16 protein-coding genes are annotated in these 16,101 nt (G+C 41.2%); 7 read left to right on the top strand and 9 right to left on the bottom strand.

The annotated features are described in order from the left end of the window. Window positions 1–98 precede the first annotated feature (98 nt). Together ACSLUK_RS17300 and ACSLUK_RS17295 are read right to left on the bottom strand one after the other, a co-directional pair. Window positions 99–869, bottom strand: a complete 771-nt coding sequence (locus tag ACSLUK_RS17300) for a substrate-binding periplasmic protein (RefSeq protein ID WP_448550045.1) — start codon at window positions 867–869, stop codon at window positions 99–101. Window positions 870–1,051: 182 nt separating this feature from the next. Continuing rightward, a complete protein-coding gene (locus tag ACSLUK_RS17295; protein ID WP_448550044.1) occupies window positions 1,052–3,358 on the bottom strand; it encodes an FdhF/YdeP family oxidoreductase in 2,307 nt (768 codons plus the stop codon). A 218-nt stretch (window positions 3,359–3,576) separates the two neighbouring features. Between ACSLUK_RS17295 and ACSLUK_RS17290 the strand changes: the two genes are divergently transcribed. Next, the gene (locus ACSLUK_RS17290; RefSeq protein ID WP_448550043.1) at window positions 3,577–4,296 is read left to right on the top strand and encodes a class I SAM-dependent methyltransferase; all 720 of its coding nucleotides are present in this window, start codon (window positions 3,577–3,579) and stop codon (window positions 4,294–4,296) included. Window positions 4,297–4,319: 23 nt separating this feature from the next. Continuing rightward, complete coding sequence (locus tag ACSLUK_RS17285; RefSeq protein WP_448550042.1) at window positions 4,320–5,057, top strand: Sir2 family NAD-dependent protein deacetylase; 738 nt, start codon at window positions 4,320–4,322, stop codon at window positions 5,055–5,057. 5 nt (window positions 5,058–5,062) lie between these two features. Here the strand turns inward: ACSLUK_RS17285 and ACSLUK_RS17280 are convergent, their stop codons facing one another. The 3 genes from ACSLUK_RS17280 to ACSLUK_RS17270 all read right to left on the bottom strand — a co-directional run bounded on the left by ACSLUK_RS17280 (window position 5,063) and on the right by ACSLUK_RS17270 (window position 7,772). Next, window positions 5,063–5,482 (bottom strand): GNAT family N-acetyltransferase, encoded by a 420-nt coding sequence (locus tag ACSLUK_RS17280; RefSeq protein WP_448550041.1) that lies wholly within the window; start codon window positions 5,480–5,482, stop codon window positions 5,063–5,065. 68 nt (window positions 5,483–5,550) lie between these two features. After that, a complete protein-coding gene (gene ilvN / locus ACSLUK_RS17275; protein WP_448550040.1) occupies window positions 5,551–6,048 on the bottom strand; it encodes an acetolactate synthase small subunit in 498 nt (165 codons plus the stop codon). Then, the gene (locus tag ACSLUK_RS17270; RefSeq protein WP_448550039.1) at window positions 6,048–7,772 is read right to left on the bottom strand and encodes an acetolactate synthase 3 large subunit; all 1,725 of its coding nucleotides are present in this window, start codon (window positions 7,770–7,772) and stop codon (window positions 6,048–6,050) included. The genes ilvN and ACSLUK_RS17270 overlap by 1 nt, the downstream gene beginning before the upstream one ends. A 507-nt stretch (window positions 7,773–8,279) precedes the next feature. Here ACSLUK_RS17270 and ACSLUK_RS17265 point away from each other — a divergent pair. The 3 genes from ACSLUK_RS17265 (at window position 8,280) to ACSLUK_RS17255 (ending at window position 11,255) form a co-directional block, all read left to right on the top strand. Next, complete coding sequence (locus ACSLUK_RS17265; RefSeq protein WP_448550038.1) at window positions 8,280–8,840, top strand: DUF4136 domain-containing protein; 561 nt, start codon at window positions 8,280–8,282, stop codon at window positions 8,838–8,840. Window positions 8,841–8,937: 97 nt separating this feature from the next. Beyond that, on the top strand, window positions 8,938–10,485 hold the full coding sequence (locus tag ACSLUK_RS17260) for an HD domain-containing phosphohydrolase (protein WP_448550037.1): 1,548 nt from the start codon (window positions 8,938–8,940) through the stop codon (window positions 10,483–10,485). Between the two features lie 23 nt (window positions 10,486–10,508). Next, window positions 10,509–11,255: a substrate-binding periplasmic protein gene (locus ACSLUK_RS17255; protein ID WP_448550036.1), complete on the top strand. Its 747-nt coding sequence runs from the start codon at window positions 10,509–10,511 to the stop codon at window positions 11,253–11,255. Here ACSLUK_RS17255 and ACSLUK_RS17250 read toward each other — a convergent pair. The 4 genes from ACSLUK_RS17250 to ACSLUK_RS17235 all read right to left on the bottom strand — a co-directional run bounded on the left by ACSLUK_RS17250 (window position 11,252) and on the right by ACSLUK_RS17235 (window position 13,925). Next, a complete protein-coding gene (locus ACSLUK_RS17250; RefSeq protein ID WP_448550035.1) occupies window positions 11,252–11,623 on the bottom strand; it encodes a hypothetical protein in 372 nt (123 codons plus the stop codon). The genes ACSLUK_RS17255 and ACSLUK_RS17250 overlap by 4 nt on opposite strands. Window positions 11,624–11,659: 36 nt before the next feature. Next, window positions 11,660–11,878, bottom strand: coding sequence for a hypothetical protein (locus tag ACSLUK_RS17245; RefSeq protein WP_448550034.1), 219 nt, complete (start codon window positions 11,876–11,878; stop codon window positions 11,660–11,662). A gap of 85 nt (window positions 11,879–11,963) precedes the next feature. Continuing rightward, window positions 11,964–12,569, bottom strand: coding sequence for a 5'-deoxynucleotidase (yfbR, locus tag ACSLUK_RS17240; protein WP_448550033.1), 606 nt, complete (start codon window positions 12,567–12,569; stop codon window positions 11,964–11,966). Window positions 12,570–12,710: 141 nt separating this feature from the next. Beyond that, window positions 12,711–13,925, bottom strand: coding sequence for a pyridoxal phosphate-dependent aminotransferase (locus tag ACSLUK_RS17235; RefSeq protein ID WP_448550032.1), 1,215 nt, complete (start codon window positions 13,923–13,925; stop codon window positions 12,711–12,713). A gap of 151 nt (window positions 13,926–14,076) precedes the next feature. Between ACSLUK_RS17235 and ACSLUK_RS17230 the strand changes: the two genes are divergently transcribed. Together ACSLUK_RS17230 and ACSLUK_RS17225 are read left to right on the top strand one after the other, a co-directional pair. Further along, window positions 14,077–14,661 carry a hypothetical protein gene (locus tag ACSLUK_RS17230; RefSeq protein WP_448550031.1) on the top strand — a complete coding sequence of 195 codons (585 nt, stop codon included), beginning with the start codon at window positions 14,077–14,079 and terminating at the stop codon, window positions 14,659–14,661. Between the two features lie 88 nt (window positions 14,662–14,749). After that, window positions 14,750–16,075, top strand: a complete 1,326-nt coding sequence (locus ACSLUK_RS17225) for a hypothetical protein (RefSeq protein ID WP_448550030.1) — start codon at window positions 14,750–14,752, stop codon at window positions 16,073–16,075. The last annotated feature ends 26 nt before the right edge of the window (window positions 16,076–16,101 follow it).

The raw sequence follows: 16,101 nt of genomic DNA, 5'->3' as shown, positions 1-16,101 counted from the left end.
AACTTAATGCTTGACTGCAGTTAATTGTGACTAGATTCAACGTAAAGGAAATTCATACTTCAAAGGTCAACTTGTTCTTAAGGTTAGTTTACGTTGATTTATTTAAGATAACTGCAGGTTTTTTCGTACTGTTCGATATACGACTTGTTGGTTTTTAATTTCAAAAAGCCTCGGTTGTATGTGCGCAGTAAGTCTGCTCTTTTGAGGTTGATGAGTAAATAACCGCGATACATGATCGCTGGCTTGTCACTGCGAGTAAAAAACTCTCTGTCTTGTTTTGGAAGCAGTTTTAACAATTCTTCGCCCGGCCGTTCAGCAATAACTGTTAAGTCGGCGCGTCCTGCCAGAAGTAACTGATAATTTTGCTCGATGTACGTCGCTGTAATTTGCGGGACATTGTAATCAATGAGTGCCTGTTCGAATTCTTCAGAATAGGTAAAACCGTTATTAACAACAATTATGCGCGACGCCATTGCAGAAAAATCCTCCCAAACAAAAGGCTTTGATTTGGGAAAGTAGAAAAAGGAGCGTTCAATTGTCATTGGATCGTCAGGAAACAGAAAGTCTGTTCGCCGTTCTGCACTATCATACCAATACGATGCGGCGTCAAAATTACCTTTTTTGGCTTCCAAATATCCACGACGCCAAGGCATGTAGGTGAATCTAACTTGATAGTCTTCTTGCGCAAAGATGTCGGTGATGAGCTTATTCACGCACCCTTGGTTGGGTAAATCTTTTCCTGTAAAGGGAGGCCAGTTCCCTGTAGCAATGTGAACAACATTTGTTGTTTGTGCTTCACTGAAATGGATATTGAGGCAACACAAAGCCAGAAAGCTGCTCAGCATTAGATTTTGGCAGGAAAGTCTCATCGTAATTTCCGAACTCGTTAACGATTCTACAAGTCAAGCGGCCAAAACGCATATACTGGCTTCAGATTACGCCAAACATTCAACGTAGAACTTATACTATCTAAGCATAGCAGGTAAAAAAGTTTCTGTTGTGTGGTGAATTGCGGTAAAGGCAAGCCTTTAACTTGCCTTAATAGAACTCGCTATAAAATGCGTTGTGTCGGGCTTTTAGTTAAAAATACCGCTATAGCTTTGGAAGTTGGCGTATATGAGCGCAATCCAACACTGTCTAATGGCACTAGCGGGTTCGTTTCCGGATAGTATGCAGCCAAATTTCCCCGCGGAATATCGTAAAATGTTAACTTAAATTTGTGGATAGTTTGATACTGGTTGTTTTCCCACACGGATGTAATGTCAACCAAGTCTCCGTCTTCGCATTCTAAGCGCTGCGCATCTTTCGGATTGATAAACAGAACTTTTCGTTCACCCACTATGCCTCGATACCTGTCGTTCATGCCATAGATAGTCGTATTATATTGATCATGAGAACGCAACGACTGCAAAGTAAATAATTGTTTGTATTTTGATGAATTGCCACTTTGCGTTTGCAACAAATGCGTAGGAAGTTCATTGATCGCAAACAGTGCTCGCTGCGCCGCATTGTGCCAATTGAGCTCACGGGCACTATTGCCTAAATAAAAACCGCCAGGCGTTTCTAAACGATGATTAAAGCCAACAAACTGTGGCAGTACTTGTTCAATCATGTCTCTGATTTTGTTGTAATCATCGATAAGTGACTGCCAATCTACAGTTTTGTTACCTAAAGTCGCTTTTGCAATTCCACCAATAATCGCAATTTCAGATTTAACTTCGTCAGAGATTGGGGCAACGTTACCTTGTGAAGCATGTACCATGCTAAAGGTGTCTTCTACGGTGATAAATTGCTCGCCACTGGCCTGCATGTCAATTTCAGTTCGCCCTAAACATGGGAGAATGAGCGCAGCTTCTCCAATTTGCAAATGGCTACGATTTAGCTTTGTGCTGATTTGAACATTTAGTGTTGTAGACTGCATCGCTTGATAGGTTTTTTGGCTATCATTGGCCGCCGCGGCCAAGTTACCGCCAAGGCAAATGAGCACCTTACTTTTTTTGGCAAGTAGGGCGTTAATAGCTCTGTATACGTTATGGCCAGGAGCTTCTGGCAGTGTCGTATTTAACATATTTGCTTGCGCGGCCATAAAAGCGGCTGGTGGTTTTTCGTTTATGCCAACAGTACGGTTTCCTTGCACATTTGAGTGGCCACGGACTGGGCAAAGGCCTGCACCTTGCTTACCGATATTACCGCGTAGAAGTTGCAAGTTAACGATTTCCTGAATGGTTGCGACTGAGTGGCGATGTTGCGTTATTCCCATTGCCCAAGTACATATCACCTTTTCCGCTAGTAAATAAACATCAGCCGCTTGCGTGATTTGTTGTTGCGTTAAGCCTGACTGCGCTTCAATCGTCGGCCATTCAGTGTCATGCACCAGTTGTTTATATTGTTCGAATTGGCTGCCGTGTCGTTTGATAAATGCCATATCAAGTAGGCCTTCTTGACCGTTTGATACCGCTTGTTCATGGCGGGTTAACACTACTTTGGCCATTCCCCGAACAACCGCCATATCTCCACCTAATTTTGGCGTTAAATATAAGTGACTAATGGTGGTAGCACTTGGTGTTAGCAGTTCGATTGGATCTTGGGGACTGGCGAATTTTTCCAGTGCAACTTCTTTTAGATTGTTAATCGCCACAATTTTACAGTTGTTTTTGGCAGCTTTGCGCAAAGCATTCATCATTCTTGGGTGATTAGTCCCTGGGTTTTGGCCAAAAACGAAAATAGCATCGGCGTGGTAAAAATCTTCCAATACGACGGTACCTTTACCGACTCCGATAGATTCATTGAGCGCAACACCACTCGCTTCGTGACACATATTTGAGCAATCAGGAAAGTTGTTTGTGCCTACCAGTCGACCAAATAATTGATAAAGATAAGCCACTTCATTGCTAGCGCGCCCTGAAGTATATAGTTCAAGCTCGTGAGGAGATTTTAGATTATTAATGGTAGTTGCTATTAATTCAAAGGCATCATCCCACGCGATCGGGCGGTAGTGGTCAGTTGTGCCATCGTAGTACATTGGTTGAGTGAGACGCCCTTGATATTCGAGCCAGTAGTCGCTTTGTTTATTTAAAAAGCTGACGGTGTGACGAGCAAAAAAGTCGGCATCAACTTTTTTCGATGTAGATTCCCAAGCAATTGCCTTTGCGCCATTTTCACAAAATTGAAGAAAGCCTTCTTTTTGGTCTCCCCATGCACAGCCTGGACAGTCAAAACCTTTATCTTTATTTGCTCGCAGTAAATTCCTTATGTTGGTCTGTGGCTGCTGGCTGTTAACTATGTGTTTAATAGTTGACTGTAGCGATGGAAAGCCGCCAGCTTTCGATGGTTTTTTATGGGGATATCGTGCGCTCAAAATTAGAACCAAGTTAGGACTTATCTCTTAATTATATGTACATTCGACACTAAGTGATACGCTATTGTTATCGTCATCAGTAGAAAAATTACCAAGATTTGTCAACGGAAATTGCCGATTTGACTATACTTGTTGACCTCTCGTCAATGGGAAAATTATATGCTAAGTTGAACAGCAAATTGACTATTGTATGAACTGCCACGGTAAAAGGATTATTGATGCGAACTTTATTCAAATATCTTATGCATTTGATTGTACTTTGTATTTCTATGAATGTTGCACATGCACAACGATTAGCGAAAGATATTCAAGAAGATGCTTTACGTAAAGGACCAGAAGTGGTGGCACTCGCCGATTTAGCCCCAGGTATGGTAGTTGCTGACGTATTCGGCGGTGGTGGCTATTACAGTGAATTAATCAGTCAGCGCGTTGGACAATCAGGCAGAGTTTATTTACATAATAATCGCGCATATTTACCTTATGTTGATAAAGAACTAACGGAAAGGTTGGCAAATAATCGCTTACCCAATGTAATAAGGCACGACAAGGAAGCCGATGATTTAGCATTCAAACCGCAAAGTTTAGACGCTATTTTTTATGTGTTGGGCTATCACGACCTTTATTACAAAGCAGACGGCTGGGATATAAATAAAGATATTTTCTTAAAACAGCTGAATCAGGCACTTAAATCAGATGGCACGCTTTTAGTGGTTGATCATGAAGCACCTAAAGATTCAAAAACAAATAAAAGCCAAAGTTTGCATCGCATTGAAAAGGCATATGTCATTGATGAATTAGAAAAATATGGTTTCGAATTAGTGAACACAAGTAACTTACTTGCAAACCAACACGATAATTTAACGGTTAGTGCATTAGCACCAAGCATTAGGCGAAAAACAAGCCGTTTTATTTTGTTATTCAAGAAAGCACAATTGTAAATAACGTAAGGCTATTCAAGTACATGGAAAAAAGGATTGTAGTGTTGACTGGGGCAGGGATTAGTGCTGAAAGTGGTTTAAGCACGTTTCGTGATGCTGAAGGGTTGTGGCAGGGACATAAAGTATCAGACGTCGCATCACCACGCGCGTGGCAGTTGAATCCAGACTTAGTGCTAGATTTTTACAATGATCGCCGTCGCCAACTACTTCGTGTTGAACCCAATCAAGCACATTATGCACTGGTAGAGCTTGCTCAATTTTCTCATATGTCTATTGTAACGCAAAACGTGGATGATCTGCATGAACGAGCAGGGAGTCGCGATGTTATACATTTGCATGGTGAACTATTGAGTGCCCGCAGTACAAAAAATGAAGAGTTGGTGTATAGCATTGAAGGAGACATTGCACTAGGGGATACTTGTGAGCTTGGTAGTCAGCTAAGGCCTAACATCGTTTGGTTTGGTGAAGAAGTACCTATGTTAGACCAAGCTATCGCCCAAATAATAGATGCAGACATTGCCATCATTATTGGCACGTCAATGCAAGTATATCCAGCGGCAGGATTAATTTCTTTTGCTTCGAAACAATGCCAAATACACTATGTTGATCCAGATCCAACGGTAAACGATGAATTAGCAATTGCCGGTGATTTGACATTGCATAAAGGGACAGCCACACAGGTAGTACCTAAACTAGTGAAAGAACTAATTATACAATTAACATCAGTCGGTAGCACCGATTCGCCGAGGTATTCTTCTTAATGCAATCATCTAGGAGCGAATATCCATAGCGCCTGTTTGCAACTATATTGTTGATATCGAAGCGCAAGCGTTGGTGATAAATCGGTTTCACCGCCTTGAACAAATTTTACTTTATGATAAAACTCGGCCAGCCTAGGGCTTGCAAAGCACCTTATCTCGTTAAAATTAGCCTGACACTGATTAAGCAATAACTGTGCAATACCCAGTCTTTGATATTGGCGGTCTACCACTAATCCGTGTAACAAGGGTTGTTGATTGTCCTCGACAATTCTAGAGACGATTACCGCGCCAACAATCTCTTCTTGTTGTTTCGCTATATACGCGGTATCAAGCCCCATAAAACTCGCTGAATAATGTTGATGTTTATAAAATCGCTTGATCGCTTTCTTATCTTCTTTGTCGGCCTTGATAATCACAACTTGCATAAGGTATTTCTGACTTTTCGGTGTGAATTTAGTATCACGCCAAGCAAGATGCTTGGCGTGATATTTTATTATGCTCGAAGTGCCTTTTCGCCACGCGCTATGCCAACACAGCCGGAACGAACTGATTCAATAATTTCTGTTTCATTCGCCAGCGTCTCAATAAACGCATTGAGTTTATCAGCATCGCCTGTTAACTGGATGGTGTAAACCTGCTTGCCAATGTCGACGATGGCACCTCTGAAGATATCAGTGATGCGCTTAACTTCGGTGCGAGATTTATCATTCATCGCTAGCACTTTGATTAGCAATAATTCACGTTCAAGGTGCTGTCGTTCAGTAAGATCCGTAATCTTGATAACATCAATTAATTTGTTTACCTGTTTCACAATTTGCTCAAGCACACGGTCATCACCGTTCGTGGCAATGGTGATACGCGAAAGACTTTGATCTTCAGTAGGCGCAACCGTTAAACTTTCAATGTTAAATGCACGCTGTGAAAAAAGCCCCACGATTCGCGATAAAGAACCCGGTTCATTTTCAAGTAAAATGGCTAGTATCCGACGCATTATGCTTTTTCTCCTTTTCTGATCCACATATCATCTACGGCACCATGACGAATCTGCATGGGATACACGTGTTCTTTCTCATCAACTAAAACATCTACAAACACTAGGCGGTTCTTAATAGAAAACGCTTCTTTAAGTTTGCTGTCTAATTCTTCTAAATGGTCAATCCTAATTCCAACATGGCCATAAGCTTCTGCTAGTTTGGTAAAATCAGGCAAAGACTCCATATATGATGAAGAGTGACGGCCGCCATAAATCATGTCTTGCCACTGCCTTACCATACCCAAAGAGCGGTTGTTTAATGAAACGATTACAACGGGCAAATTGTATTGTAAACAGGTCGACAACTCTTGGATGTTCATTTGAATTGAACCATCACCGGTAACGCAAATGACATGGCTGTCTGGAAATGCCAATTTAACACCCATGGCCGCAGGTAAGCCAAAGCCCATAGTGCCTAAGCCACCAGAGTTAATCCATTGGCGAGGTTTCGCAAAAGGATAGTATTGAGCGGCAAACATTTGATGCTGACCAACGTCTGAACATACATAGGCCTCACCGTTAGTGATTTCATACATTGCTTCGATGACGCGTTGTGGCTTGATTTTGCCATCATCTTGTACGTAACTCACACTATTTTCAGCTCGCCACTGATTGATTTGTGACCACCATGCGTCATTTTTGTCTTTGTCGATCGCAAACTCAATATTATCCAATTCGTCGATAAGCTGTTGAATGACAATATCGATCAAACCTACTACAGGTACGTGGGCATTGATGGTTTTCGAGATTGACGTAGGGTCGATATCAACGTGAATGATGGTAGCGTCAGGGCAAAATTTCTTCACATTGTTGGTCACGCGATCGTCAAAACGAGCACCCAAAGCTAAAATGACATCTGCATTGGCCATCGCTTTATTTGCTTCAAGGCTACCATGCATGCCTAACATACCAATGAAGTTATCATGCGTGCCAGATAAACCACCTAGACCCATTAATGTGTTGGTACACGGTGCATTCAAGCGCTCAACAAGTTCAGTTAATAAGTGTGAAGCATCAGCTAACACGATACCACCACCAGAATAAACCACTAATCGTTCAGCGTTTTTGATCGTTTTAACCGCCTTACGGATTTGCTTGTGGTGTCCCTTAACTGTTGGGTTGTAGGAGCGCATTTTTACGTCTGTTTCTATGTGAAACTTACCTTTATTCTGCGGGATCAGCATGTCTTTAGGTAGCTCAACAACAACTGGGCCAGGGCGTCCCGTTTTTGCGATATAAAACGCTTTTGCAATAACATTTGGAATATCTTCCAAGTTACGACAATTAAAGCTGTGCTTCACGATTGGACGCGAACAGCCAACGATATCCGTTTCTTGGAATGCGTCGTCACCAATAAGACTCGTTGCTACTTGTCCTGCAAGTACCACCATAGGTATTGAATCCATGTAGGCAGTTGCAATACCTGTAATGCAGTTAGTTGCTCCTGGTCCCGAAGTAGCTAGGACAACACCAACCTCGCCAGTGGCTCGCGTATAGCCATCTGCCATATGGGTTGCAGCTTGTTCGTGTCTTACTAGTATATGTTCGACTTCGTCTTGTTGAAAAATTGCATCGTAGATATCAAGAACGGATCCTCCTGGATAACCGAAGATGTATTTTACATCTAGTGCTGATAGTGCTTTCACTACCATTTCTGCACCGTTATATTGCTGTGCTGTCATGAGCTTGCCCTTTGTTGACTCAAATAAAATTTAGCATTAAAAAACCCCCGGTCTATACAGAGCGAGGGTTTGTTGTTATTTACTATTACTGCTGTTTACGCGCAACATCACCCTTGCCTTGGTTTAAGCACCACGACGACTGAGAGAATGACATTGAGGACAGTAGTTAAGTTCATGTGTAAATTCTTTTCTTCTAAATAAAGATTAAATCTTCTTATAAAAATTGATTCTATCGATGCTTTCGCATTTTCACGCCATAATTACTCTTTTGGAGTGCGTGAGTTTGATGCATATAGTTTTAAGAGTTTTAGTAGACACTGTCAACCTTAAATTACAAATAACCTTGTTTCCATTATAACGATTTGTATTATCGGTGCTTGACTTGGGAATAAAGGAATGGACCGATATTGTCTAAATATAGAGTGTTACAACATTTTACAGAAACCCACATTGAACGTTGGTAGTGTATGCTTAGTGTAAGTTTGTAGAAAATTAAGGATGACCTATATGAAAAAATTGAATAGTTTAATCATAGGTGCAGTAGTAATGCTGGTGGCAGCCTGTACGACTGTTTCGCCTATTAAAGCCAATTTCGACCGTAATGACAGTGTCGATACATCAAATTACAAAACGTTTGCGTGGTTAATTTCTGACAAGATATTAGCCGATTCTGGCGATATTAACCCTGTAATGAAGCTACGAGTTGATGATGCGATTGAGCAAGCTTTTATCACAAAAGGATACCAGTTAGTTGACAGTGCTGAGCAGGCTGACTTTGTGATTTCGTATACTGTTGGTAGTCGGGATAAGGTAAAAATTGATAGCTTCCCTGTGAGTTATCGTGGTTCATTTGGCTGGGGACGACACTACTATGGCAGCTACGGCATGGCCACAGAAACACATGTAAGAAACTATACCGAAGGCAAGTTGGCAGTTGATGTTTATGACGTGAAAAGTCGCCAACCAGCATGGCACGGTTGGGCAACGAAGCGATTATCATCGTCAGATAAACAAGCGATGGAATCAACAATAAAAGCCATTGCAGATGAAGTGATTAATCAGTTTTAATTGCTTAATTTGCATCAGGTTTTAGGTGTTTCATGCGCATAATTGATAAATTGCGTTAAACTGAAACTAAGTCTATTGCTAAGGAGTATTGCAGCAAATGTCTACATTTGTATTTAAAGATGAGCCGGATGAAGGCCAATCAAACAATTCAAAGGTTTGCTCAGATAAAGTTTGGCGTATTTTAGTTGTCGATGATGACGATTCTGTTCACCAAATTACGCGGCTTGTATTGGCTGACTCAATTATTGAAGGGCGAAAGTTGGAGTTGATTTCGGCGTATTCTTCGAAAGAAGCGCAGGAGATATTGGCTGACGATGACTCATTTTGCATGGCATTTGTTGATGTAGTAATGGAAACAGATCACGCCGGGTTAGAGTTAGTTGAATGGATTAGAAAGGAAAAATGTAATCAGGCGATTCGCTTAGTGCTAAGAACAGGACAGGCGGGTACTGCGCCAGAAGCTAAAGTCATTAGAGAGTTTGATATCAATGACTACAAAGAGAAAACGGATTTTACTGCAGGAAAAATGACGACTACTGTCTATGCTAGCATCAGGGCGTATCGCGATATCATGACCATTCAGAGAAGTCTCGATGCCTTTAAGCAACTCATTGTTGCTACTCATGATTTATTGCAAATCAGTCAGTTTAAACCATTTGGTTCAGCAGCACTTAATCATTTGCTGACACTCATGGATGTGGAAAGCTCGGCATTATATATTGCGCGAAGTCAGCTCGATTTTGATCAAAAAAGCTCAAACCTCATCATTGCCTGCACAGGCAAGTATGTGAGTGAATCTGATAGTCTAGAGAATTCAAATATTGATAGTTCGGTTAAGGCAATGATTCAAAAAGCATTCGATGAAAAGTCTCATTTTAGCAATGACGAATGCTTTGTTGGCTATTATGAAACGTCACCTAATTCCAGCTCAGTGTTATACATTGAATTTGAAGATGATGCTGAACATTTTCGTGCTAATTTAATTGAACTATATGCTACCAATGTAGCGTTGATTTTGGAAAGTCTTACTAAGCAGCTAGAAATAGAACGCACGCAAAAAGAGTTACTTTATATTGTAGGTGAGGCGATAGAAGCGAGGACAAAAGACTCGGGAGCCCACGTTCATAGGGTAGCATTAATTTGCGAGAAAATTGCTGAAAAGCTAGGGCTTGATAATGAGTTTGTTCGAGCGATTCGCATGGCAGCACCGCTTCATGACTTAGGGAAAGTGGCTATTCCAGAGCATATTCTGCAAAAACCTGGCAAGTTAGATGAAAATGAATGGAAAGTCATGCAAACACATGCAGAACTGGGAAGTGATTTGTTATCACAATCTAAAGCACGTGTATCAAGAGTAGGAGCAAGATTAGCACATCATCATCATGAACACTGGAATGGAGCGGGGTATCCGGATGGGTTAAGCGGTGAAGATATTCCGGTCGAGGCTCGGATAATGGCCATTGCTGATGTATTTGACGCCCTAGGCGCCAAGCTCTGCTATAAGGGCAAATGGAATGATGAAGACATCAAAGCTTACTTGTTATCTGAGCGCGGCAAAAAGTTTGAGCCAAAAATCGTTGATGTGTTTTTAGAGCACTATCATGAATTTGTGGCGATCAGAGATACCTGGCCTGACAACGAATGAACATCAATTTCAAGAAGTGCCTAATGCAAAGTGTGGTTTTTATCGTTTTGCAATGTGCGCTTTTTGAAGTAGTCGCCAATGTAAGCAATGGGTTAACCGCTGGCCGTCAGATACACATTACTGTTGTTACTGAGGATTGGCCACCGTTAAACTACCTGAACAGTGATGGGGAAATTGCCGGAAATGTAACGGAAAAGGTCGTCAAAATTCTTAACCATGCAGGCGTTGATTATGATATACAACTTCTCCCTTGGGTACGTGCCTATGAGATGGCATTAGCGCAACCCAATGTATTAATTTACACGATTTATCGAACACTAGAGCGCAACAATGACTTTCATTGGATTTGTCCAGTTGCGCCATCTATTCAATTGCATGCTTTCGCACTTGCATCTAGAAAAGATTTGAATATTCAAACATTGGAAGATCTCAAAGCATATAAAATTGGCGTCAGTAGAAATGATTATCCTGTGAGTTTTCTTACCAAGCATGGCTTCAGGGAAAATGAGCATTTAGACATGTCTGCGAACAACAATATTAATATGAAGAAACTTCTTTCGGGGCGGGTGGACTTTGTTGTCGGGACTTGGCAGGAAATGCGGATAAGATTAAAGCGGTATGGACAGGAAAAGACACGCCTAAATCGCTTCTTACAAATTGACGTGGGACATGATTGGCCACTTTGTATGGCGCTGAGTAAGCAAACACCTTTACCTATCGTGCAAAAACTTCAGCAAGCTCATTTAGCCGTGGTAGGAAGCATGTATTAAAGGTAATTGGCACACAAGCAACACAGTCCGATGGCGAAAAATACTATCCAAGATAGATGTTTTCCTTTCGATGCAAGCAGAGCAACTAACCCACTTATACCAAACGTGATGGCTACAATATTTAAAATTATCGTGTGAGAAGCCGTACTGTTCATAGCAATTACCCACAAAATAGCAGCGATTGCCCACCAAGCTATACTCGTTAAGTGCCAAGCGAAGCGGATTAGCTGCTTAGTAAAAACATCGCTTTCCAGTAACTTGGGCAAATTTTCACGGCGAAGCAGTCGAGAAATTAAGTATTTTTCACCTAAAATAGAGTGGATTAACCCTATTGTAACCAGTAATAATGCGGCAATCGACTCAAACATTAATGGCTCCCTTTAGGTCAACGATATGGGGCTGGCTTAGCACCCGCCGCCATCACCGCCACCACAACTGTCACTGCCGCCACCGTCGCCACCAGCAAAAAAACCTCCGCTAGCGGCCGAAGATTTTCGTTCACGCTTTCTGGCAAAAATACTAAGCACAGCAATAATGGCAAAGAAAATAGCCAAACCAAGCGCGCCTTTTGAAAACGCAAATAATGCGATGCAAGTAAATAATAAACAAAGGAATAACTTCATGATGTATCTCCCTGAAATCCTGTCATTCGTATCAGCGTACGGTATCACTTGTAATGGTTAAACAAAAGACTAATTTAAATCAGAGTTACCTATCTTGCCTCGATAATTTGTCTACAGTGACAAAACAGTTTTCCTGAAATGTATCCAGAAAATAAACAACTTCTGGCATGTTAGCTTTATAAGTTGACAGCATTTCATCAAGTCTCGACTTTACATGTTCAAATTCACGATTGCCGAATGATACTTCGTCGCAGGCTTTTAAATAGGCTGAGATAAGATCTGCAGCCTTGACGATACTTTTGTATTCTGCATCGACATGAGACTGAACAATCAAATGATTAAATTCATCCCTGAGATCTTCCGGCAGGCTCTGCAGGCATTCTTTTTCAGCGATTTCTTCTAGCTTTTTGAACTCTTGAGTAAGTGTAGGGTTATGATATTTAGTCACATGGTTAATATCTTGAAGTTTAGTTTCAGACACCTCGTGATAAAGCGCTATGGTTGCAGCCTTTTCTGGGCTTAAATTGCCGTCAAAATATTTATTCTTAATGACTGCCAGTAGGTGTGAAATAACCGCCACTTGATGTGAATGTTCCGCAATGTTTTCTGATTTTACTGAGTGCATCAATGCCCAGCGTTTAATCAATGGCATACGTAGAATCCACGCAAGAAAAGTGCTTTTTCGTGGCATATAGCCTCCAGTTAGTTATGTGTTTAAGACTACTTGTTTACGTTGTGTGTATTTATTTGATTGAGGTGTTTCGTCAAATATTTTTAATCAAATGGCCATTGTGTTGGTTTTCAAACAATGGCCTAAATTATACGATTTGGCTTATTGTGAGTAGGTACTAAAGAAATTAGCCAATCGCTCAAGTGCAGGTTTCAATTCATCTACATGTGGCAAAAATACCAGCCTGAAATAGTTAGGCGAGCTAATATTAAATGCTCTGCCATGTACCAGTAGTATTTTTTCTTGTTTCAGAAGGTCTAATACCATCTTTTCATCATCGGTAATGTTAAATTTATCCATGTCGACTTTGACAAAAAGGTAGAGTGCGCCCATCGCTGGATGACAAGATAAGCCATCAATCGCGTTAATCATTTCGTGTGCCAAATTGCGTTGTTTGAGCAACCTGCCATCACCCTGAATAAGTTCATTAATGCTTTGATAACCACCAAGCGCAGTTTGAATGGCATGTTGACAAGGAACGTTTGCGCATAAACGCATAGAAGCGAGAATATTAAGCCCTTCGAGAAAATCTTCTGCGTGTAATTTAGGCCCAGTAATCACCATCCAGCCAGCTCTAAATCCGGCAATTCGATAGTTTTTTGATAAGCCACCCATCGTGATTACAAGGACATCGTTTGCCAGGCTTGCTGTTGGGATATGCTTTGCGTCATCGTATAGAATTTTGTCATATATTTCATCGCTAAACACAATGAGGCCGTGTTTTCTGGCAAGTGACAATATGTCTTCTAAGACATGTTTAGGGTAAACGGCACCTGTTGGATTGTTTGGGTTAATTAAGACAATGGCTTTGGTATTTTCAGTAATGCGAGCTTCCATATCACGCACGTTTGGATACCAGTGGTTTTCGTCGTCACATTGGTAATGTATGGGCTTGCCACCAGAGAGTGACACCGCTGCGGTCCATAGTGGGTAGTCAGGGGCAGGGATAAGTACTTCATCACCGTCATTAAGTAACCCTTGCATTGCCATAACAATTAATTCACTGACACCGTTGCCGATAAATATGTCTTCAACGCTTACATCTAAGATGCCTAGTTGTTGAAAATACTGCATAACGGCTACGCGTGCAGAATAAATACCTTTCGATTCACTATATCCTTGAGAACTCGGTAGGTTATGAATTACGTCTTTTAGTATGTCATCCGGTGCCTCAAAACCAAAAGGGGCTGGGTTGCCGATATTTAGTTTTAGGATTTTATGTCCTTCATCCTCTAAACGGCGTGCCTCGGCAGCTATTTGTCCACGAATTTCGTAACAGACATTATCTAGCTTGCTTGATTTTCTTACAGGTTTCATAGATGACTTCTTCGTTGTTAAAAGTTAATGGGTAGGCAGTCTATTGTTGCCAATAATGCAACATATTGAAATAGTTACTTGCACTTTTTTTATAGCATTTTTGATTAATTTCGATCATCTTGAAATTAACTGTCGCAAATGAGTGAAAATTATGCCGTTACCACTAGTTTGGCTAGGTGCTGCTGCTTTATCTGCACTTGCTGTGAAAGAACTTGCTGATGATAGAAAAAGACAACAGCGAAGACGTAATCATTCTGCGTTTCCGCAAACACTGGAACGTGAAAACCCAGTGAAAGTTGGTATTTATCCTTCCGATTTGTTTTCAACTGAGCAAAGTGCTGCACCTGCATATGGCTCTGTTATTTGTTGTGGTATCGGTGGGGTTCTTGATCACACAGGTATTTGGGTTGGCGATGATACGATTGTCGAGCTTGACGGTAATGGGCTCATAAAGCCTGTGTCTGTTGCAAGATTTACAAAGGAGCGTTCAGGTAAGAATATCTTTGTCGCTTGCGACTCCAAGGCACAACCTTTGGCGCTAGCCGCCGCTGCTGATAGAGCCATAGAACAGATTTATCAGGTAAAGGACTATCATTTGTTTGATTATAATTGTCATCACTTTGTTTGGCAGTGCTTTGCGCCTACTGACAAACACATTACTACCTTTAAAGCACTTAACCGTAATATTGCTGAGTTTTTTGATCGGAAGGTTTACTGGGATGTGTGTGAGCTATAGCGCGAATTGCACAAATATTCACTATACATTTAAAAAATTATCACTAAGATAATCGGCTCGAAAGCATAGTTTATCTGCAGGCATATAGTTGAAGCTGTCTATTAGAGTCCTACTCGTCCTAACATTGTTGTTTTTTATTGCATTCACTATTGTATTATTGGGCGCATTTTCTGCTGTGCCTCAAGTGCAACGAACGCATACTGTTGATGCTGCATCCGCAAAATTTAGCAAGCAATTTGCTAAGCGATTTCTTGAAACGATCGCTGTTCCTAATGATTCGACGTACGTGTCTATCTCTGCACAAGAACTTGCAGGGCTAGTGGCAGTAGCAAACCGAACAGTTCCTAACCTTGACATGAATGCCTCTATGTCAACTAAAGGATTAGCTATTGAAGCAACGTATGATACGGGATTACCCGGAGTTATTCGCTTTATTAATACTTCCGGTGTGTTGTTGCCATCTTCTCAACAATTAGACATTGAGTTTGTGAAACTCGGTATTTGGCGAATCAACGGTGCTGTGTTTTCCCAAGTGCTTGAGTGGGGGCTTAATCTAGCATTAGGGCAATCTATTGGTAGTGATTTATTAGCATCGGTAGATAAAGTCACTCTCAGTGAAACCGAAGGCAGCATAAAGGTTAATGTACCCGAAAAATTTAGTGCATTAAATGATGAACAACAGTCAAGATGGCGAGCGTTACGGGATAGGCTCGCTATATTTGGCGAAGCTGATCTAGTGCGTGTTTATTTTCAACATCTGATCAATTATATCGATAAGCATAGAAAGCCTTCAGATTTGGCAAGTTATTTTCGTCAGGTCTTTATGTTGGCAAAAGAGCGTTCTGCTAATAACTCTTTGACTATTGTCGCGCGAGAAAATCAAGCAGCATTGCTCGCACTTTCTGTTTATTTTGGTTCGGACAAATTTGAACTAATGATTGGCGATATTGCGTCATTAAGTAAAAAACAATTCTACCGGAGAAATCGTCATCGACGTGAGGTTACACTACATGGTCGTGTTGATTTACAAAAGCACTTCATCTATTCGGCAGCGTTACAAATCTTTGGTTCATTGCAAACAAGTGACGCGTTGGGTGAATTCAAAGAATTGCTGGATGTTAATCCCGGAGGCAGTGGCTTTAGCTTTGCAGATTTAATGGCCGACAGAGCGGGAACCCGTCTTGCTATGAGCCTCACAACGCCGAATATAAGCGCACAGCAATTGCAAACAGCATTGACGGTAGTGACAGACGAACAGTTGCTGCCAAGTATAACTGGGTTGCCGGAAGGCTTAAATGAAACTCAGTTTAAACAACAATACCAAAATGTTGATGCAGAACCTTATCTTGCTATGGTGGATGAAATCGACACACGACTTAGCAAATTAGTGCTGTACAGTTTAATAAAGATTTAACTCACAGTTCGTTGATAAGGCGAATT

The organism is Thalassotalea fusca, from assembly GCF_053485835.1.
The sequence above is the reverse complement of the archived record's forward strand: the minus strand, read 5'-3'. Positions and strand labels throughout refer to the sequence as shown.

Coding starts and splice junctions, on each gene's coding strand:
- yfbR (WP_448550033.1), bottom strand. CDS start 12,569: ATGCCACGAAAAAGCACTTTTCTTGCGTGGATTCTACGTATGCCATTG.
- ACSLUK_RS17255 (WP_448550036.1), top strand. CDS start 10,509: ATGCAAAGTGTGGTTTTTATCGTTTTGCAATGTGCGCTTTTTGAAGTA.
- ACSLUK_RS17235 (WP_448550032.1), bottom strand. CDS start 13,925: ATGAAACCTGTAAGAAAATCAAGCAAGCTAGATAATGTCTGTTACGAA.
- ACSLUK_RS17250 (WP_448550035.1), bottom strand. CDS start 11,623: ATGTTTGAGTCGATTGCCGCATTATTACTGGTTACAATAGGGTTAATC.
- ACSLUK_RS17280 (WP_448550041.1), bottom strand. CDS start 5,482: ATGCAAGTTGTGATTATCAAGGCCGACAAAGAAGATAAGAAAGCGATC.
- ACSLUK_RS17245 (WP_448550034.1), bottom strand. CDS start 11,878: ATGAAGTTATTCCTTTGTTTATTATTTACTTGCATCGCATTATTTGCG.
- ACSLUK_RS17265 (WP_448550038.1), top strand. CDS start 8,280: ATGAAAAAATTGAATAGTTTAATCATAGGTGCAGTAGTAATGCTGGTG.
- ACSLUK_RS17230 (WP_448550031.1), top strand. CDS start 14,077: ATGCCGTTACCACTAGTTTGGCTAGGTGCTGCTGCTTTATCTGCACTT.
- ACSLUK_RS17300 (WP_448550045.1), bottom strand. CDS start 869: ATGAGACTTTCCTGCCAAAATCTAATGCTGAGCAGCTTTCTGGCTTTG.
- ACSLUK_RS17270 (WP_448550039.1), bottom strand. CDS start 7,772: ATGACAGCACAGCAATATAACGGTGCAGAAATGGTAGTGAAAGCACTA.
- ACSLUK_RS17285 (WP_448550042.1), top strand. CDS start 4,320: ATGGAAAAAAGGATTGTAGTGTTGACTGGGGCAGGGATTAGTGCTGAA.
- ACSLUK_RS17260 (WP_448550037.1), top strand. CDS start 8,938: ATGTCTACATTTGTATTTAAAGATGAGCCGGATGAAGGCCAATCAAAC.
- ACSLUK_RS17290 (WP_448550043.1), top strand. CDS start 3,577: ATGCGAACTTTATTCAAATATCTTATGCATTTGATTGTACTTTGTATT.
- ilvN (WP_448550040.1), bottom strand. CDS start 6,048: ATGCGTCGGATACTAGCCATTTTACTTGAAAATGAACCGGGTTCTTTA.